Annotated in this window: 15 protein-coding genes; 6 read left to right on the forward strand and 9 right to left on the reverse strand. The window is 69.8% G+C overall.

Going from position 1 to position 18,758, the window contains the following annotated elements:
• Nucleotides 1-125 precede the first annotated feature (125 nt).
• Nucleotides 126-1,022, forward strand: a complete 897-nt coding sequence (locus ITJ67_RS16730; RefSeq protein ID WP_194678392.1) for a hypothetical protein — start codon at nucleotides 126-128, stop codon at nucleotides 1,020-1,022.
• A gap of 11 nt (nucleotides 1,023-1,033) precedes the next feature.
• On the opposite strand, the gene ITJ67_RS16735 is transcribed toward ITJ67_RS16730, so the two are convergent.
• Nucleotides 1,034-2,350: a S1C family serine protease gene (locus ITJ67_RS16735; protein ID WP_160072276.1), complete on the reverse strand. Its 1,317-nt coding sequence runs from the start codon at nucleotides 2,348-2,350 to the stop codon at nucleotides 1,034-1,036.
• A gap of 139 nt (nucleotides 2,351-2,489) precedes the next feature.
• Between ITJ67_RS16735 and ITJ67_RS16740 the strand changes: the two genes are divergently transcribed.
• Complete coding sequence (locus ITJ67_RS16740; RefSeq protein WP_194678393.1) at nucleotides 2,490-3,695, forward strand: aminotransferase class I/II-fold pyridoxal phosphate-dependent enzyme; 1,206 nt, start codon at nucleotides 2,490-2,492, stop codon at nucleotides 3,693-3,695.
• Between the two features lie 7 nt (nucleotides 3,696-3,702).
• Here the strand turns inward: ITJ67_RS16740 and ITJ67_RS16745 are convergent, their stop codons facing one another.
• Nucleotides 3,703-4,587, reverse strand: coding sequence for a carbon-nitrogen hydrolase family protein (locus ITJ67_RS16745; protein WP_194678394.1), 885 nt, complete (start codon nucleotides 4,585-4,587; stop codon nucleotides 3,703-3,705).
• Between the two features lie 147 nt (nucleotides 4,588-4,734).
• Between ITJ67_RS16745 and ITJ67_RS16750 the strand changes: the two genes are divergently transcribed.
• Nucleotides 4,735-5,115 carry a hypothetical protein gene (locus tag ITJ67_RS16750; RefSeq protein ID WP_160072282.1) on the forward strand — a complete coding sequence of 127 codons (381 nt, stop codon included), beginning with the start codon at nucleotides 4,735-4,737 and terminating at the stop codon, nucleotides 5,113-5,115.
• 171 nt (nucleotides 5,116-5,286) lie between these two features.
• On the opposite strand, the gene ITJ67_RS16755 is transcribed toward ITJ67_RS16750, so the two are convergent.
• Together ITJ67_RS16755 and hisC are read right to left on the reverse strand one after the other, a co-directional pair.
• Nucleotides 5,287-6,576 carry an ATP-binding protein gene (locus ITJ67_RS16755; RefSeq protein ID WP_104298578.1) on the reverse strand — a complete coding sequence of 430 codons (1,290 nt, stop codon included), beginning with the start codon at nucleotides 6,574-6,576 and terminating at the stop codon, nucleotides 5,287-5,289.
• The gene (gene hisC, locus ITJ67_RS16760; RefSeq protein WP_194678395.1) at nucleotides 6,573-7,640 is read right to left on the reverse strand and encodes a histidinol-phosphate transaminase; all 1,068 of its coding nucleotides are present in this window, start codon (nucleotides 7,638-7,640) and stop codon (nucleotides 6,573-6,575) included. Before hisC ends, ITJ67_RS16755 begins: the two co-directional genes overlap by 4 nt.
• Before the next feature lie 69 nt (nucleotides 7,641-7,709).
• On the opposite strand from hisC, the gene ITJ67_RS16765 reads away from it, so the two are divergent.
• Nucleotides 7,710-8,450, forward strand: a complete 741-nt coding sequence (locus tag ITJ67_RS16765; RefSeq protein WP_194678396.1) for an SOS response-associated peptidase — start codon at nucleotides 7,710-7,712, stop codon at nucleotides 8,448-8,450.
• Between the two features lie 11 nt (nucleotides 8,451-8,461).
• On the opposite strand, the gene ITJ67_RS16770 is transcribed toward ITJ67_RS16765, so the two are convergent.
• The 4 genes from ITJ67_RS16770 to ITJ67_RS16785 all read right to left on the reverse strand — a co-directional run bounded on the left by ITJ67_RS16770 (nucleotide 8,462) and on the right by ITJ67_RS16785 (nucleotide 14,343).
• On the reverse strand, nucleotides 8,462-9,148 hold the full coding sequence (locus ITJ67_RS16770; protein ID WP_160072288.1) for a FadR/GntR family transcriptional regulator: 687 nt from the start codon (nucleotides 9,146-9,148) through the stop codon (nucleotides 8,462-8,464).
• A 106-nt stretch (nucleotides 9,149-9,254) separates the two neighbouring features.
• Nucleotides 9,255-11,765, reverse strand: coding sequence for a glycosyl hydrolase (locus ITJ67_RS16775; protein ID WP_194678397.1), 2,511 nt, complete (start codon nucleotides 11,763-11,765; stop codon nucleotides 9,255-9,257).
• Nucleotides 11,762-13,078: an MFS transporter gene (locus ITJ67_RS16780; protein WP_160072292.1), complete on the reverse strand. Its 1,317-nt coding sequence runs from the start codon at nucleotides 13,076-13,078 to the stop codon at nucleotides 11,762-11,764. The genes ITJ67_RS16775 and ITJ67_RS16780 overlap by 4 nt, the downstream gene beginning before the upstream one ends.
• Before the next feature lie 116 nt (nucleotides 13,079-13,194).
• Nucleotides 13,195-14,343: an L-talarate/galactarate dehydratase gene (locus ITJ67_RS16785; protein ID WP_194678398.1), complete on the reverse strand. Its 1,149-nt coding sequence runs from the start codon at nucleotides 14,341-14,343 to the stop codon at nucleotides 13,195-13,197.
• A gap of 180 nt (nucleotides 14,344-14,523) precedes the next feature.
• Here ITJ67_RS16785 and ITJ67_RS16790 point away from each other — a divergent pair, with 180 nt between their 5' ends.
• Together ITJ67_RS16790 and dnaE are read left to right on the forward strand one after the other, a co-directional pair.
• A complete protein-coding gene (locus ITJ67_RS16790) occupies nucleotides 14,524-14,808 on the forward strand; it encodes a hypothetical protein (protein ID WP_160072296.1) in 285 nt (94 codons plus the stop codon).
• Between the two features lie 7 nt (nucleotides 14,809-14,815).
• Nucleotides 14,816-18,169, forward strand: coding sequence for a DNA polymerase III subunit alpha (gene dnaE, locus ITJ67_RS16795; protein WP_194678399.1), 3,354 nt, complete (start codon nucleotides 14,816-14,818; stop codon nucleotides 18,167-18,169).
• Here dnaE and ITJ67_RS16800 read toward each other — a convergent pair.
• On the reverse strand, nucleotides 18,088-18,717 hold the full coding sequence (locus ITJ67_RS16800) for a GNAT family N-acetyltransferase (RefSeq protein ID WP_160072300.1): 630 nt from the start codon (nucleotides 18,715-18,717) through the stop codon (nucleotides 18,088-18,090). The genes dnaE and ITJ67_RS16800 overlap by 82 nt on opposite strands.
• Nucleotides 18,718-18,758: the final 41 nt, after the last annotated feature.

Genomic DNA, 18,758 nt, shown 5'->3' on the forward strand with positions numbered 1-18,758 from the left:
ACCGTACCAACGATCCGGCGTGCCGCGCCGCTCCTGCGACTCCAAGCTCCCCCCAGGCGTGTCCTCATACACTGCTCGCGTCGCCATGCGCTCCGCGCTCGGCCGTGCCATCCCGAGGAGGTCCAGTGTCAGATTCCAGCACTCCGCGCGTCAACGAAGGTGCCGACGCGGCGAGCTACGCCCCGCTGCCCCCGCGCGACGAGCAGCAGGCTTCGGCAGCGGGAGAGCAGGACAAGATCTGGCTCGACCGGCTCATGGCCATCCAGCGCCCGATCGTGCTGCGGCAGATCCGCATCCTCCGCGGCAAGTACCCGGATGCGACTCCGAGCGAGCTCATCAAGAAGATCGAGCAGCAGTACCTCAACGCGACGACCGTGAGCGGGGGCGCAGCTGGCGCCGCCGCGATGGTGCCGGGTGTCGGCACGGCGGCATCCCTCGCCGTGACGGGCGTCGAGACCGCTGGCTTCCTCGAGATGACCTCCCTCTTCGGTCAGGCGGTCGCCGAGATCCACGGACTCCCCATCTCCGACCCCGTGCGCGCGCGGACCCTCATCCAGTCCCTCATGCTCGGCAAGGCCAGCAAGAACCTCATCCAGCAGTTCGCGGGTCAGGCCTTCGGCAAGGGCCCGGCGAAGCAGGTGTTCTGGGGCGAGATCGTGACGAAGCGGCTGCCGCGGGCGATGGTCGGCGAGCTGTCCGGGCGCATCCAGTCGATGTTCCTCAAGCGCTTCGTCGTTCGCCAGTCGGCGAGCACGGTCGGGCGGCTCGTGCCGTTCGGCATCGGCGCCGTCATCGGGGGCGCCGGCAACCGGATACTCAGCAACGAGGTCGTGCGCACGTCCCGCGAGGCGTTCGGCGTGGCGCCCGCGAGCTTCCCCATCGAGCTGCACCCGCAGTTCGCCAGCTCCAAGCCGGACGACGCGGACGAGCACAAGGCACTGACGCGCGGGCCGTTCAGCTTCTTCCGGGTACCGCTCGCGCTCACCAGGGGGAAGGGCAAGGAGACCGACGGGGTGTCCTAGGCCGATGCAGCCTAGGCCGCCGCGTCGAGGGACACCTCGACCTCGATGACCTCGCCCTGTCTGACGACGGTGAGCGTGGCCACCTCCCCCGCCTCGTAGACGCGGACGTGCGCGATGAGGTCGTTGGCGTTCGACACGGGGACCGTGCCGATGTAGGTGACGATGTCTCCCCTGCTGAGTCCCGCGATCGACGCGGCGCCGTTCTCCACGACGCTGTCGACGTAGGCGCCCACGATGCTCTGGCTGCTCGTCGCGACGGTCGCGGCGTTGCGCACTGTCGCCCCCAGCGCGCCGTGCGACGGCGTCTGCCCGTCCGCGAGCTGCGCGGCGATCTGGACGGCATAGTTGGCGGGCAGTGCGAAGCCCAGGCCGATGCTGCCGCTCGAGGCGGCCTGCCCCTGGCCACCGGACTTGGTGCCCGCGATCGCCACGTTGATGCCGATGACCTCGCCGTTCGCGTTCAGCATGGCACCGCCCGAGTTGCCCGGGTTGATGGCGGCGTCCGTCTGGATGACGGGAAGCTGGACGATGCTCTTGCCCGGGTCGGTCGTGGAGCTGAGGGGCGAGTCGGTCGCGGCGTTCTCGTCGACCGTCGGCGGCACCGCGGCCGAGGCGATCTCGATGCTGCGGTTGACCGCGGAGACCACACCCGTCGTCGCAGTGCCGGCGAGCCCGAGCGGGGCCCCGAGCACGATCGTGGACTGGCCGACCACGATCTGGTCGGAATCGGCGAAGGAGGCGGGCTGGAGCCCGCTGGCGTCGGTCAGCCGCAGCACGGCGACGTCGGCGAGCACGTCCAAGCCGACCCGAGTGGTCGTGTAGACCCGACCGTCGCTGGTCGTCGCCGTGATCTGCGCATCCGAGACCGTGCCGTCGAGCGTCACGACGTGGGCGTTGGTGATGACCAGCCCGTCGCCCGAGTAGATGACGCCAGACCCCGTCTCGGTGCGGGTGGGCGTCGAGACCGTGAGCGTGACCACGCTCGGGGCGGCCCCGACGATCGCCGCGCTGGCCTCTCCCGGCAGCGGAGCGGTCGGCTCGCTCGGGGAGCCGAGCGGCTGCGTGAGACGCTGGGCGTCCTGGTTGGGCTGGTTGATCACATTGGCCGTGATGAGCGCCCCGCTCAGCCCGCCGATGACCGCCGCGACGACCGCGATGCCCGCGACGACGAGGAGGCCGGTGCGCCGGGTGATCACGGGGGCATCGTCGTGGATGGAATGCAGGTGCGCCCCAGCCCGGTGGCGACCGTGCTCCTCAGCCCGCGCAGCGCTCGACTGGGGCTGCGCGCTGTTCGCGTCGGCGCCCGCAGCGGGGGATGAGTCGAGCATGAGGATCCTGACGTTCTCTCGATGCGTCGGGGCGCATCCGTGGCGCAAGTCTAGGGAGCGGACGGAGCGATCGCTCTGGTTTCGGCGGCACGTCGCGGTTCGAGATTCGATCGTGACCGGGCGATGACAGACTGGATGCATGCGCAGAGACGGACCATGGCTCCGGGCGGCCCAGGGGGCCGGCCTCCTGTCCCCGAGTGGCGAACTGCAGGGCACGGTCTTCGGTGAGATGAGCGAGCTCGCCCGCACCACGGGATCGGTGAATCTGGGGCAGGGCTTCCCCGACTACGCGGGACCGCGGGAGCTGCTGGATGCGGCGATCGAGGCGATCGCGCGCGGTGAGAATCAGTACCCACCGGCCCGGGGGACCGCCGATCTGCGTGCGGCGATCGCCGAGCACCAGCTGCGGTTCCGCGGTGTTGTGCTCGACCCCGACCGGGAGGTGCTCGTCACCGTCGGCGCCACCGAGGCACTCGCGGCGACGGTGCTCGGGCTCGTCGAGCCGGGCGAGGACATCGTGGTCCTCGAACCCCACTACGACGCATACGGGGCGCTCGCTCGCCTCGCCGATGCCCGCCTCGTGACGGTCCCGCTCAGGTGGCCCGCGTTCCGGCCAGATCACGATGAGCTGAGGCGCGCGGTCTCCGACCGGACCCGCCTCATCATCGTCAACACGCCGCACAACCCGACGGGTGCCGTTCTCCCCCGCGAGACGCTCCAGCTCATCGTGGATCTCGCCGCTCGCCACGACGCGATCATCGTCACCGACGAGGTCTACGAGCACCTCGTCTTCGACGGATCGCATGTCGCCATCGCCAGCCTCCCGGGAGCGGCGTCGCGCACGCTCAGCATCGGCTCGGCAGGCAAGACCTTCAGCGTGACCGGCTGGAAAGTCGGCTGGGTCGCTGGGCCCGCCGCCCTCATCGAAGCGGTGCTCGCGGTCAAGCAGTACCTCAGCTACGTCGGAAGCGGGCCGTTCCAGCCAGCCGTCGCCGTGGGGCTCAGGCTTCAGGAGCGTCGTTTCGACGAGGAACGCGATCGGCTCCGCGCCAAGCGCGACCTGCTCGTGACCGCGCTGCGCAGCCGCGGCCTGGAGACGGCTACGCCGGCGTCCGGCTACTTCGCGATCGCCGACGCGGCGAGCCTCGGGTACACGGATGCGACCGAGCTGTGCCGACGGCTGCCTCGCGAGATCGGGGTGGTCGGCATCCCCGTCGCCGCGCTGTGCACGCCTGAGCGCCAGGGCGATTACCGCTCACTGGTTCGCTTCGCATTCTGCAAGAGCGACGAGGTGCTCGAGGAGGGCATGCGCAGGCTCGACCGGCTGGGCGAGCTCAGCCGGTAGCGGCGCCTCAGTCCGTCGGCGGTGCCTCGACCGGCACGACCCGGTATCTCCGGAGCTCGAGCGCCGGGTTCTGCTCGCGAACCGAGTCGAGCACCTCGAGCGACACCCAGCCGATGGAGAGCCCCGCCTCGATGCCCCCGCCCGCGATCGTCGCGCCCCTCGGGTCGATGACGGCGCTGTGGCCGACGCCGATGGGGGCTGGATGGTCGGCCGCGGCGACGTAGACCGTGTTCTCGATGGCGCGGGCCGCGAGCAGGGTCGTCCAGTGATGCTCCTTCAGCGGGCCGCGCACCCATTCCGCGGGGATCGCGATGAGCTCGGCCCCCGCATCCACGAGGGTCCTCGAGACCTCGGGGAACCGAAGGTCGTAGCAGGTCTGCAACCCGACCCGGACGCCGCCGACCACGAACGTCTGCGGCGCGGCCGTGTCGCCGGCCACGACCCAGTCGCTCTCCTTGGCCCCGAACGCGTCGTAGAGGTGCACCTTGCGGTACTGGGCGACGACCTCGCCCGTGGCGTCGACGGCGACCAGCGTGTTGGCGAAGCGCTGCGGGTCCTCCGACGTCGCCACGAGTCCGGCGACGATCGTCACGCCGTGCTCTGCCGCAAGCGAGCGCATGAGCGAGACGAAGGGCCCATCGAGGTCCTGCGCGTTCCGCACGAGCTCTGGCCCGAGCTCCGGCAGGAAGAAGCTCGCGTACTCGGGAACGACGACCAGCTGGGCTCCGCGATTCGCCGCCAGAGCGACGTTCTCGCGCAGCAGCCGCTCGTTCTCCGCGAGATCCGAGCCAGGGGCGTACTGGGCGACGGCGACGGCGAGCGGAGACCGCTTGGCCTCGCCGCCGCGTGCACTGGCGGTCGCATCGAGGAGGGCTGGCGCATCGAGTGGCATGACGCGAGCCTACGTCGAGCGCCGGGACGCTGGAAACTCTTCACCAAGGTGTCATCCGCGACGCACCGGCCTCAGCTTGTCTGGGCGCTCGGTCACGAGTACCTTCATTCTGCGAGCGGTGCGCTCGCAGTCACGAGGAGTCGCCCCATGCCTACCTACGCCGTGCTCTTGAAATACGAGGTCGTCTCGGCGCTCGTCATCGAAGCCGAATCCGAAGACGAAGCGGCGAAGATCGCCAACGAGTTCGAGTCGGAGGCACACGACGCCGTCGAGGACACCGACGACGTCCGCGTCTCCTCGCGCCTGTGGGGCGACGGCACCCTCGAGGTGCAGTCCGCCTCCGACGACGAAGCAGCAGAGGACCTCCTCGACGAGTGGATCGACGAGATCGAGAGCGAGCTCGAGGATTCCGACGAGGACGACGACCTCGACGAGGACGAAGCAGAGCTCGACCCGGCCGGCGATGACGAGGTCGACGACTTCGACATCACGTCCGACGACGAAGACAGCGCAGCCAAGAAGGCCTAGCCTCGGCTGCACAGAAGAGGGGCCGGATGCATCGCATCCGGCCCCTCTTCTTCGTTCGGACGCGCGGTCCTCGGCCGGCCGCTGTCCAGCTTCGGTGCAATATTCGGCCGATGGCGCCGAAACACCGGCGTTCGACGCCGTTCTGCACTGTTGCTGGACAGCCGCGCCCCGCTACACGCGGGCGATCGCCGAGATGTCCTCCTCGAACTCGCGCTCGACCTCACTTGACACGGTCGTGCGCGTCGAGGAGATGGCGGCGAGGAAGTCGTCGGTGGTGGGGCCGAGCGGCACCACGTCACCGGAGTTGCGGGCCGCGACGGCACGCTCGAGCGCGACCTGCGAGGCACGGCGTGCGGCGAACTCGATGTCGGCGGGCGAGTATCCGCTCGTCTGCTCGACAAGCGCGGGCACGTCGACGGAGTCGCTCACCGACTCGGGCACGTACCGCTCCCAGATGGCGCGACGCGCGGCGGCATCCGGCAGCCCGATCGGGATGACGTAGTCGAAGCGGCCGTGGCGAAGGAACGCCTGGTCGAGGGCGCGGATGAAGTTGGTGGCGCAGATGAGGAGTCGCCCTGGCTTCTCCCGGAAGGCGGGGATGATCTTCAGGAGCTCGTTGGTGACGCCCTGCGTGGGCGACGGCGGCTCCCCGCCTCGGTGCGACGCGATCTCCTCGACCTCGTCGATGAAGACGACGGCATGCTCGAGCGACTCGACCTGCTCGAACGTCTCGCGGAGCTCGCCGGCGAGACCGCGCGGCGATGCTGACAGGCGCGATGGGAAGACCTCGACGAACGGCCAGCCGAGACGAGAGGCGATGCCCTTCGCGAAGGTCGTCTTGCCCGTGCCCGGAGGGCCGAAGAGCACGATCGCGCGAGGCGGCACGACGCCGTATTCTTCGGCGAGGTCGGGGTCGCTGAGCGGCAGCACGAGTCGTCGCTCGAGCACGTCCTTCTCATGCTGCATGCCGCCGATCGCGTCCCAGCGGTCGGAGGGCAGGATGCGGCCGCCGAGCTCGCGAAGGGCCACCATCTCCTGCTGCTTGACGCGGATCTCCCGTTCGAAATAGCGCAGGTGGCGCTTGTCGGCGAACCCTGCCTTCGTGAGCGCCCCCACCTGCGTCTGCTCGTCAGGAACGAGGATCGTGAGCTTCTGCAGCCCGTGCTGCGCCATCCGCTGCTCGAGGGAGGCGAGTAGCGCCCCGCCGATTCCGCGGCGGCGCCATTCGTCGTCGGTCCCGAAGAACACGATCCAGCCCTGGTCGTGGGCCGCACGCGCAACCGCGACGCCGACGATCTTCTCGCCCGCGACCGCGACGACAGCGGTGTCCTTGCGGGTCGAGGCGATGACCTCGCTGAGGCCGTACACGGGTTCCGTGCCAGAACGGCGGTGCTGCTCCCAGAGGCGGAGCAGCGCGTCCATGTCTGTCGGCTGGAAATCGCGGATGCGCCAGGTGCTCATCGCGTCGCCTCCTGTCTGACTCCCGCGAGCGCGGCGAGCGCGCGGCGGTTGGCTTCCGGCGAGCCGATGGTGATGCGGATGCCTTCGCCTGGGAAGGCGCGCGCGAGCACACCGGATCGGGTGAGTGCGGCGTCGATGTGCTCGGTGTCGTCGCCGAGCCTGAGCCAGACGAAGTTCGCCTGGGATTCGCCGATGTTCCAGCCCTGGGCCCGGAGCTCTTCGGTGACGAAGGTGCGTTCGCTGACGATGTCGTCGATGCGCTCGCCGAGCTCGGCTTCGGCGTCGAGGGAGGCGAGGGCGGCGGTCTGGGCGAGGGCGGAGACGGCGAAGGGCACGGAGACCTTGCGGAGGTTGGCTGCGACGTCTGCCTGGGCGACGGCGTAGCCGATGCGGAGGCCGGCGAGGCCGTAGGCCTTGGAGAAGGTGTGCAGGACGGCGACGTTGGGGAACTCCCGGTAGAGGTCGATGCCGATGGCGGTCTCGGCGTCGCGGTTGAAGTGCTCGTAGGCCTCGTCGATGACGACGAGCACGTCGCTGGGGACGCGTGTGATGAACGCACGGACCTCGGCGTGGGTGAGAGTCGCACCCGTGGGGTTGTTGGGGTTGCAGACGAAGATGATCGCGGTGCGATCAGTGATGGCGTCGACCATGGCGTCGAGGTCGTGGCGCTCATCGGCGGTGAGGGGCACCTGCACCGGCGTTGCTCCTGCACCGATCGCGATGATCGGGTACGCCTCGAAGCTGCGCCAGGCGAACATGACCTCGTCGCCTTCTCCCGCGCTGGCCTGGACGAGCTGCGTGGCCACCTCGACGGAGCCCGCACCGAAGACGATGTTCTCGGGTTCGACGCCCTGGAGCGTCGCGACGCGCGCGGTGAGCTCCGGTGCCGCCATCGACGGGTAGAGGTGGATGCGCTCGAGCTCTTCGGCCACGGCGGCGCGCACGGAGGCGAGCGGCGGGAACGGGTTCTCGTTGGAGGAGAGCTTGACGACGTCGCTGGTGCTCGGCATGGCACCCTGCTTGTAGGCGGGGATGCTGTCGAGGGCGCTGCGCTGCTTGACCATGCACTGAGCGTACAGAGAATCCGAAGCTTGCAGCGCGCGCCGTCGGCCGCGCTGTCGTAGCGTTGGGCCATGTGCGGTCGCTACGTCACCCCAGCAGTCGAGCACGTCGAGGCGCTCTTCGATATCGAGGCCCTCGGCGCTGATCTGCCGGAACCGTCGTTCAACACTCCCCCGACCGACCCGGTCCCCGTGGTGGTGGAGCCAGAGCCCAAGGGCGGCGGCGCTGCGGTTCGCCGCGTCGAGCGTGCGAGATGGGGGTTGCTGCCGCCGTTCGCGAAGGATCCGAGCTTCTCGTCGAAGGCGTTCAATGCGCGCATCGAGACGGTGCTGGAGAAGCCGACGTTCCGTGGGCCGGTGAAGCAGCGGCGAGCGATCGTGCCCGCTGTCGGCTACTACGAGTGGCGCAAGAAGGCAGACGGCACGAAGTCCGGGTCGAAGACTCCGTTCTTCATCCACCCGGAGCACGACGATGAGCTCATCGCGTTCGCTGGCCTGTACTCCTGGTGGGCGGACCCCACGAAGCCCGGCGATGATCCGTCCAGGTGGCTGCTGACGACGACGATCCTGACGAGGGGGTCGACGGGTGAGCTGGCGAGCATCCACGACCGCATGCCGCTCATGCTGCCGCGCGCGCTCTGGGATGCGTGGCTCGACCAGTCGGTGGTGGGCACGCAGGGGTTGCTCGACGAGGCCAGCCAGGCAGGTGTCGAGCTGGCTTCGACGCTCACCATGCACGAGGTCGGCCCCGAGGTGGGTCGGGTGTCGAGCACGGGGCCGCAGCTGATGGCCCCCGTCAGCACGCCGGAGTAGTCAGCGAGGAGTCAGGAGCTGGTGCCGCGGGCGGCTCGGCGCGCCGTGGATGCCGCGAGGTGGGTGCGCACTGCCGCTGCGGCCGCGACGGGGTCTGCGAGGCGGATGGCGTCGGCGACAGCCCGGTGCTCGGCGAGAACGGCGGCGGCCTCGGCCGCGTTGCGGTCGACATCGGAGATGCGCGCGGGCGGCAGGATGATGGCGCGCGCCCCCATCCGGTCGAGTGCCGTCAGGAAGTAGCGGTTGCCGGACGCGGCGGCGATCGCACGGTGGAAGGCGAAGTCGGCGTCGACGGTCTCACTCGGCAGGCTCGCCTTCGCGAGGGCGGCGAGAGCGGCGTCGATCTCGGCGATCTCCTGCGCTGACGGGGAGCGGGCCGCGAGCGCGGCGGCCTCGACCTCCACGGCGATTCGGAAGGCGTGGAGCTCGGCGCGCTCCGCTTCGGAGTGCGCGCCCAGCCAGTCGTCGCCCGTCGTCGCGACGGGAGGGGTGAGGGCGTAGCTTCCCGAGCCGACACGCGTGCGCACGAGGCCGCGCGACTGCAGGCGGTGCAGCGCTTCGCGGACGACGCTCCGGCTCGCCCCGAACTCCTCAACGAGGCCGCCCTCGCTCGGCAGCCGGTCGCCGGGAGCGATGCTTCCCTCGACGATGCGGTCGGCCAGGACCTTGGCGATCTCCTCGGCGCGCGTCATGCTCATGCACACATCGTGCCATCCCTCGCCCGGACGCCGTGCCGGGCGGGCGGGGGCCTCGAGAAGGAAGCTCCTCGGCGCGCAGTCTGCGACGGCGCGCGTCTGACACGCGTCAGTCAGCGCTGAGCCGCAGGGTCGGGACCCGGAGGATGCCGGAGCGCACCCCGTCCAGCCTTCGGCTCGCATCCTGCACTCGGAACCTGACGCCGTTCGCGGCTCGCGCCGCGGCGCTCGTCCCAGCGATCGCCCGCGCTGCGGTCCCTCGAACCCCGAGCGAGGAGACCGTCACCGTGATCGTGTGGCGACCCTCGGCGAGCCGTCCGAGCTGGACGGAGTAGGGCGGCCGCCAGACGCTCCCCACGGGGAGGCCGTCCACCTCGACGCTCGCAGCCGCGCCGACAGGCGGGTCAGCCGGGAGCGCGAACGAGTTCTCTCGACGCGCGGCCCCGACCTCGGGCACGCTGGCCTCGCCGAAGTCGAGGGCAGCGGAGGCGGGGCGCTCGAGCTCCACCGTCGTCTCGTACACCAGGTGCTCGTCGTCGTGGGTGATTTTCGGGTCGTCCTCCCACGTGTGGGGCAGCGTGACGGGCCGACGTCCGCTGGATGAGCGCACGAACCAGCCGGCCGCGAGGGGCTCCTCGTGGACTTGGCCCAGCGCGGGGCTGGTCATCTCCAGCTCGTCGACGCCCACCGGCCCCTCTCCCTGAGTCTGACCGACGAGCACGGCCTCGTAGGAGCCGAGGCGCACGGTACGGCTGCCGTGGCCCAGCACCGCCGCTCGTCTCTGCCCGGAGACGGCGTCCCACACGGTGAGCGTGCTGTCGTCGCAGGTCGCCAGCACGACGTCGGCCGAATGCTCCCCGGTGTTGACCAGCAGGGAGATGCGCGAGCCTTCGAGCTGGCGGGTCGTGACCCCGACGGTGTCCGGTGCGCTCGTCGCGAGCGGCGGGACCATCCCGTGCACGGCGGCGCGGATCTCCGCCCGCCGCGCCTGGCTGCGGGACGCCGAGAGGTGGACCACGCGAACGCCCGCCGATGACAGGAGCTGCGCCGCCGCGGCGGAGAGCGCGCAGCCCGCCGGCACGAGCAGCACCTCGAAGCGGTCGGCGCCGCCGACCTCGAGGAGCGCGTCGTCGACGAGGTCGTACTCGAGGCCGGTGGTGCGCACCGCCGAGACGAACTCGTCGTCCACGTAGCGACGCGTCTGCCGCCACAGGTCGAACGGACGCTCCCCCTCGGCGCTCGCCAGCAGCTCGGCGACCGGATGGTAGATGGCGACCTGAGCGATCCGCTCGCCCAGCTGGAGGACGGCGCTCACGCGAGCGAGCCCAGAGAACAGCTCACGCGCGACCGGCCACCACGGGTTCCTCGAGTCGAGAGCATCGGACGCGTAGAACACCGGCTGTCCGTGACCGAGCGCTCCCCCGAGCGGCCAGCCGTGGCCGACGAGGAGGTTGACGCCACTCAGCAGATGCTCGTAGGCCTCCCCCAGGAGCTCGGCCGGCCCCGCCCGGAACGACGGGGAATGCACCCAGGTCCACGTCTCAGACGACACGGGCGACCTGCCGTAGGCTCCGGCCGCGGAGACCGCCCACGCGTTCTTCGTCCATCGCCGCCATCCCCACCCTTCACCCTCGATGAGATCCACGTCGCGATAGCTGCTCATGAGCATGGGCGGCTCCCCGTAGCACTGCGCACGGAAGAGCAGGCCGTGTCCGTGCGCCCAGTCTCCGAACGCCTGCACGAAGTGCTCCTCGAACAGCTCCCTGAGCGTCGTCATGACGTCGGTGCGCACCCGAGCCGTGCCGTCGCCGTCGATCTCCAGCCGCCAGAGCTCCGGCAGCAGGTCGTAGCCCCGTCGAGCGAGGAACTCCCGGGGAAGCTCCGTCGTCCAATCGGACTCGTACACCTCGAAGCTGTCGCAGAACCCCGCGTGCACACGCGTGGCCCCCGCTGCGGCCAGGAGCGGCGTCGCGACGGAATCCAGGTGCGCCTGCACGGCGACCGCCGAGTAGTGGTCGAGCACCAGCCCCTCAGCACCTCGAGGCGCGCGCTTCACGTTCTGGCCGGTGAGGCGAGAGACGGCGACCAGGAGAACTCGCGGTCCGCCGCCCAGAGCCGGAACGTGGATGCGCTCCCCGCATTCGGCGCGCACCCACTCGGCGGGCAGCTCCTGGATGGAGCCGGCGCCCACGTAGGCGCTCACAAGCTCATCACCATCGAGCGAGGTCCGGAAGGCGAGCTCGGTCGCGCCGGGTGCGAGCTCGATCCGCTCCCAGTGGAGCCCCCGAGCTGCCGTCGACGCGTCGATGTACGGCCCGCCGAACGGCCATCCCGCGCCGAGCGTGAGATCGAAGCGCAGCCCCCGCCGCTGCGCCCCTCGCGCGGCGAAGCCCACGAGCGAGAGGAACTCCGGATCGCCGAAACGCAGCCCGCCCTCATCCACCGGGTACACGAACGCGAGCTCGACTCCGCCGATCCCAGCGGCCAGCATGGCGTCCAGGTCGGCGTCGATCGCCGCCTCGCTCACGTGCGTCGAGAACCACCACCAGCGCATGAGCGGTGCCGCATGACCGGTCTCGCCCTGGAGCGCCTGCACGACCTCCTGCATCGTGCCGCTCATCCCCGCACCTCGAGGTGCGCACGTTCGGCGGATGTGCTCTGCTCGGCGGCGGCGTCCGCCTCCTCCTGGTCGATGACGGTCGTGCGCTGGCGCGCGAACACCACGAAGGCGAGGACCACCGCGACGAGGCAGGAGCCCGCGAGGAACCCGAAGAGGGCCCCGGGGCCGGTCGCCAGGACGACGGGAGTGACGAGCACGAGCGCGGACGAGCCGAATCGCGCGATGGCGATGATCGCGCCCTGCGCTGAGGAACGCAGCAGGGTCGGGAACGACTCCTGGGTCCAGATCTTCATGATGCCCTCCCCAGCGAACACGGTACCGATGAGCCACAGGAACATCATGATGTTCAGCGTCGACTCGGTCACGCCGAAGACAAGCGGAACGCACATGGCCGTGATCGTGCAGATCGCGCCTCCCACGAACCAGCTCATCCGCCACCGTGTCCCGACGACCCGCATGAACAGGAGGACGAGGATCGCTCCGAGGAACATGGTGATGAGCTTCACCGTCGAGTAGACCTGGACCGTGGAGTCGGCGACCTCCGTGTACATGTAGGCCCCGTACTGGCTCACCGTGTTCGAACCGAGGTTCATGAGCGTGTAGAAGACGGCGAGCACGATGAAGTACTTCGCGAAGGGCGCCCTGAGGAGCGTCTTCAGCGTGCTCCACCCGAGCGCTGCATCCGAGCGGCTCGTGGCGCCCGCCTTCTCCGCCTCGCGCTGCTCGAGCCACAGCGTCGACTCCGGAACCGCGAACCTCGCGACGAGCGTCAGCAGGGTGACCACGAGGATGTGCCCGAACAGGATCTGGGCCCCGAGCTGGCCCATGCTGCCGACGATGGTCGCGAGCCCGAGCGCGACCATGCTGCCGATCTTCCAGAGGAAGTGGGTGAACCCGATCATGCTGCTGCGCAGCCCGGACTTGGCCATCTCCGAGATCGTCGCGAGGGAGACCGGCAGGTCAGCGCCCGCGCCGAGCCCGACGAGGATCATGCCCGCGAGCAGCCCCGGGAACACCTCGACGAACACCAGCAGCGCCGAACCCGCGGCGATCATCACCATGGTCGCGATGAAGACCGCCTTGCGTCCGAGCAGATCGCCGAGGCGCCCGCCGAAGAGGGCGCCGACGGCAACCGAGAAGGTGAGCGCCGAGGACAGCACCCCGATGGTCTCCGGAGTCAGGGCCAGGGTGTCCTTGAGGAGCACCAGGGCCGTCCCGCTCGAGGTCATCGCGGCGGCGTCGATATAGGACGCCATTCCCGAGATGAGTGCGATCCACCACATCTTGCGGGTGGACATTGGCTTCTTGGACATGTTCGAGGACCTCTCTGTCAGTATCGCCGACGGCATCGTCGGCGAGCGCGCGGCTCAGGCCGCGCAGTCGAACTCATGGCCTCGGCGACGCGCGCCGAGGAAGTGGTGGTGTCCGCTCAGGCGGTCAGCGTGACGCTGTCCGTCGTCCAGGCGCGGGCCTGCTCGCTGAAGGTGAAGCCGAGCCCTGGGCGGTCGGGGACGAGCATCCGCCCGTCGCGCGTCTCGAGGCGCTCCTCGAAGAGCGGGTCGAGCCAGTCGAAGTGCTCGACCCACGGCTCCCGCGGGTAGCACGCGGCGAGGTGCAGGTGGATCTCCATCGCGAAGTGCGGGGCGAGGTCGAGGCCCGCCTCGTCGGCGAGGGTCATGAGGCGCAGGAAGTTCGTGATCCCGCCGATGCGGGGCGCATCCGGCTGGATGATGTCGCAGGCCCTCGCGGCGATGAGCTGCCGGTGCTCGGCGACCGACGCGAGCATCTCCCCCGTCGCGATCGGGGTGTCGAGCGCGCGTGCGAGGTCTGCGTGCCCCTCGGCGTCGTAGGCGTCGAGCGGCTCCTCGATCCACGTGAGGTCGAGCTCCTCGAAGCGACGCCCCATGCGCAGCGCGGTCGCGCGATCCCACTGCTGGTTCGCGTCGACCATCAGCGGCACGCTCGCGCCGATGTGCTCGCGGACGGCGCGGACTCGGCGGAGATCCTCGGCGGTGTCCGGCAGCCCGACCTTGACCTTGATCCCGCCGATGCCCTCCGCGATCGACTGCGTCGCACGCTCGCGCACCTCGTCGAGGGACGCGTTCAGGAAGCCGCCTGACGTGTTGTACGTCCGGACCGAGTCGCGGTGCGCGCCGAGCAGCTTCGAGAGGGGCAGGCCGGCCCGCTTCGCCTTGAGGTCGTAGAGCGCGATATCGAGTGCCGCGAGCGCCTGCGTCGCGACGCCCGAGCGACCGACGGAAGCTCCAGCCCAGAGCAGCTTCGAGTACAGCTTCTGGATGTCGTTCGGGTCCTCGCCGAGCGCGGCCTCGGCGACCTCGCGGGCGTGGGCGTACTGGGCGGCGCCGCCGGCGCGCTTCGAGTAGCTGAAGCCGTGGCCGGAGAAGCCCTGCGCCGTCTGGATCTCGGCGATGAGGAAGACGACCTCCGTCATGGGCTTCTGCCTCCCCGTGAAGACCTTCGCATCGGAGATCGGAGTGGCCAGCGGGAGGCGGAGCGTGGACAGCTCTATCGAGCGGATGGAGTCTGCCGAGCGGGTGGCGTCTGGGGTGTGAGTCATAGTCCTTCGTCCTTGAGGGTGACGTTCTTCCCGAAAGCTATCAGACAGATTTGGAATCTGTCTAGCTTGAACTCCCCCACCTTCATCCTGTGACTGAGGCTTGCGGTTGCCACTGTCGGTGGTGCGATTTACGCTGGATGCACGTTCGAATACAGATTCGAAGAAGCGAAGGGGGAAACCATGCCGACCGTCATCGACGACACCATCGAGGTCGCCATCGGCGGCGACGGGCAGCCGACCTCCTTCGTGTGGCAGCGCTTCCTCTACACCGTCACCGGCCAACCCCAGGCCTACTTCCGCAGACTCCCGCCGTGGTGGCATGGCGACTCCTCCCCCACGCGCATCGACCAAGAGCTGTGGCGCGTCACCGCCGTTCGCGACAGCCCCCGTGAGCAGCACGGCGAGCACCTGTACGACCTCTGTCACGCCGCCGGCGGCTGGCGGCTCGCCCTGAGCTGGGAGTGACGACGCGATGAGCTTCCCGCACCTGCACGTCTCGTCGGGCTTCAGCGCGCACTATGCGGTCTCCCCTCCCGAGGTGCTGGCCCAGGCCGCGGCCGAGCGAGACCTCGACACGCTCGCGCTCACCGACCGCGACGGCATCTCCGGCGCGGTCAAGCACCTCCTTGCGTGCAGAACCGCGAACCTTCGGGCTGTCCTCGGCAGCGAGCTCGCCGTGCACGACGAGCGAGGCGAGCCCCTCGGCCGGGTCGTCGTGCTCGCAGCCGGCGGTGACGGCGGCTCCGGGTACGCAGCGCTCTGCCGGGCCGTGTCAGCCGCCCACGAGACCACCGCGAGCGCCGCCACGCGCATCCACGAGCCGAGCATTCCCCTCGCCCGCCTGGCCGAGCTCGCCTCGACCGACGAGGGGGCCACGAGACTCACCGTCCTGCTCGGCCCGACGAGCGACGTCGGCACTGCGGCCTCAGCTGCCCAGCTGGGCCTGGCCAGAGAGCGTCTGCGTGCTTGGCGGCACGGACTCCCCCGCGCCTCGCTCGTCGTCGAGATCGTCTGCCATCTCGCCGAGCCAGGCACCCCGGGGTCGGTCACGGTCGCGACGCGGATGCTGGGCCTCGCAACAGAATCCGGGCTGCGGTCAGTGCTCACCAACGCCGTGCGCTACGCCTCCCCCGAGGAGGCGGCGACGGTCGACATCGCCGATGCCGTGCGGGCGAGGCGTGCACTCGACGACATCGAGCTGGCCCCGACGGCGCAGGCCTGGCTCAAGCCGGCGAACCTCATGCGGCAGGTCGCGCGCATGGTGGCGGATGCCGGCGGGCACGGCCCCTCGGCCGCCGACGACCTCCTCGCCCAGACGAGGCTGCTCGCCGAGAGCTGCGTCATCGACCCGGAGCGGGATGCGGGTATCGGCACCCCGCGCATGCCGGAGGTCACCCGCTTCGGCATCGACGGCGACCCATTCGAGGTGCTCAGAGCGAAGGCGGAAGCCGCGATCCCGGCCCGCTACCCGGGTGCATCCGCCGCCCACGAGCGGGAGCTGCAGGACCGCCTCGCCCACGAGCTCAGGACGGTGCGGAAGCTGGGCTTCGCCCCCTACTTCCTCACCGTCTCGCACGTCGTCGAGCTCATCAAGGAGATGGGGGTCCGGGTGCAGGCCAGGGGCTCAGGCGTCGGATCGCTGCTCAACTACCTCCTGTACACGAGCCACGTCGAGCCCGTCTCCCTCGGGCTCATCTGGGAGCGCTTCCTCTCCGATGAGCGACGCACGCTCCCCGACATCGACCTCGATGTGGAGAGCGCGGAGCGCCACCGCGTCTACCACCGCATCTTCGACGAGTTCGGCGGGCAGCGGGTCACCCTCATGTCGATGGTCAACACCTACGGGTCGAGGGGCGCAGTCCGCGACGCGGGCCTCGCCCTCGGGCTCGCCGACGGCGAGGTCGACCGCATCGCCAAGGAGCTGTGGCGGTTCTCCGCGAAGCGCTTCAGGCAGGCCCTCGCCGAGAAGCCCGAGCTGCGCGAGTTCGCGGAGGAGGTGCGTCGCTCACGGCAGCTCGAGGTGCTCGTGGAGGCGACGGAGCGGCTCGACTCCCTGCCGAGGCACATCTCCGTGCACCCGTGCGGGGTCATCCTCTCCGACGTCTCGCTCCTCGACCGCACTCCCGTGCAGATGTCGGGGATCGGCTTGCCCATGAGCCAGTTCGACAAGCACGACATGGACCCGATGGGGCTCATCAAGCTCGACATCCTCGGGGTGCGCATGCAGAGCGCCATGGCCCACGCGGTGAAGGAGCTGAAGCGCACCCGCGGTGAGGAACTGGACCTCGATGCGCTTCCCCTCGACGACGAGGCGACCTACGAGACCATCCGCTCGACGAAGACCCTCGGCATCTTCCAGGTCGAGAGCCCAGGCCAGATGGAGCTCGTCGGCAAGCTGCAGCCAGAGGTGTTCAACGACCTCGTCATCGACATCTCCCTGTTCCGCCCTGGCCCCATGCAGAACAACATGCCCCTCCACTTCCTCAGGGCCCGCCACGGGGAGGTGATGCCCGACTACATCCATCCGAGGCTCAAGCCGATCCTGCTCGAGACGAAAGGCGTCGTCGTCTTCCACGAGCAGGTCATGCGCATCTTCGACGAGCTCACGGGGTGCGGCCTCGAGCTCGCCGACGTGTACCGACGCTGGCTCGCGAAGCCCGAGCTCGTGCCGCGTATCGAGGAGCTCGTGCGCGGAAAGGCCGCAGAGCGTGGGTTCCCGCCAGAGATCATCGACCGGTCATGGAAGGTGCTCGCCGGCTTCGGCAGCTTCGGCTTCGCGAAAGCCCACGGCGCTGCGTTCGCCCTGCCCACCTTCCAGAGCGCCTGGCTCAAGACCCATAGAGCCGCGCACTTCTGGGCGGGCCTCCTCACCCACGACCCCGGCATGTGGGGCAAGGACCTCATCATCGCCGAGGCGAGGCATCTGGGCATCCCGCTCCTCCCGATCGACGTGCAGCGATCAGGCCTCGAGTACACGGTCGAGCCGCTCCCGGATGGACGCGACGGGGTTCGCATGTCACTCGCGGATGTGCGCGGCATGTCATCGGCGGAACGCGACAGGGTCGCCGAGCACCAGCCGTTCGACTCGCTCGCCGACTTCCGCGCTCGTGTCCGACCACGCCGAAGCACGCTCGACTCCCTCGCCAGAGTTGGGGCGCTCGACGTGTTCATCGACTACGAGCCGCGCAGGCGGCACGAGCTGCTCGCGTTCATCCGCTCGCTCACGAGCACGCCGACGCGAGTGCCGGAGCACCAGCAGGCGTTCGCGTTCCCCCTGCCCATCCCGGAGCTTCGCGGGGTGACCACCATGGACCTGCATGGGAAGACGCAGACCGACCTGGAGCTGCAGGAGCTCGGCCTCGGCGTGAGCCGACACCAGATGGAGCGCTTCTTCCCGCTCTTCCGCCAGCTCGGAGTCACTCCCGCGAGCTCGCTCATGGACCTGCCAGGCGGCACCGACGTGCTCATCGCAGGGGTGCGGCGCGCCACGAACACCCCGCCCATGCGTGGCGGGCGGCGCACGGTGTTCGTCTCCCTCGACGACAGCACCGGACTCTCGCAGATCGTGTTCTTCCACGACGCGCAGGAGCGTGCAGGCAACCGGGTGTTCCGCACGCACTACATGCTGGCGCGGGGAAAGACTCGCCGATCGGGCGCCAAGGGCATCTCCGTGACGGGCGACATGGCGTGGGACCTCCTCGAGGTCGCGCAGCTCATGTCCGCGTCCGGTGCCGCGGGAACCGCTCAGACGAGGTCGAGCGCCGTGGTCCTCGAGTCGTCCGAACGGGAGATCTCCGCCAACCCGAGGCGCCTCGCGAGCGCGTAGGACGCCTCGTTCTCCAGGTCCATGACCGCGAGCACGCGCTTCACGCCGACGTAGTCGCGCAGGTACTCGACCAGCGCATCCGCTGCCTCGGTGGCGAAGCCCTGTCCCGCGCATCCCGGGTGCATGATCCAGCCGAGCTCCGCAGAGCGATGCTCGGGCTCGACGTCGCGCAGGTGCACCGACACGTCCCCGATGAGCTTGCCGTCGTGCTCGACGGCCAGGGCCATGAAGTCACCCGTCTGCCAGAGACGCGTGTGCGTCGTGCGGCGACTCAGATGCTCGGTCGCCTCCGTCAGGTCGCGCTGCTTCCAGTGCAGGTAGCGGACGACCTCGGCGTCGGACACGATCTCGTGCCAGGCCTCAGCGTCACGCACGTCGTGGGGGCGGAGCACCAGACGCTCCGTGAACAGCTGGGGCGCGTCGAACGGACGCTCGGTGCGGGGGCCGCGGAGGAAACGGGGACGGTGGAAGAGGCCACCCTGCAAGTCCTTCTTGACGCCCGGCGCACGGCTCCCGAGGTCGGGCTGCTGGATTCGCTGGAGTGTCATGCGTCGCAGGTTACGAACTCCTCTCATGCTCCGCGTGAGAG

The sequence above is a fragment of the Pseudoclavibacter sp. VKM Ac-2867 genome, from assembly GCF_015351275.1.
Taxonomy (GTDB): Bacteria; Actinomycetota; Actinomycetes; order Actinomycetales; family Microbacteriaceae; genus Pseudoclavibacter.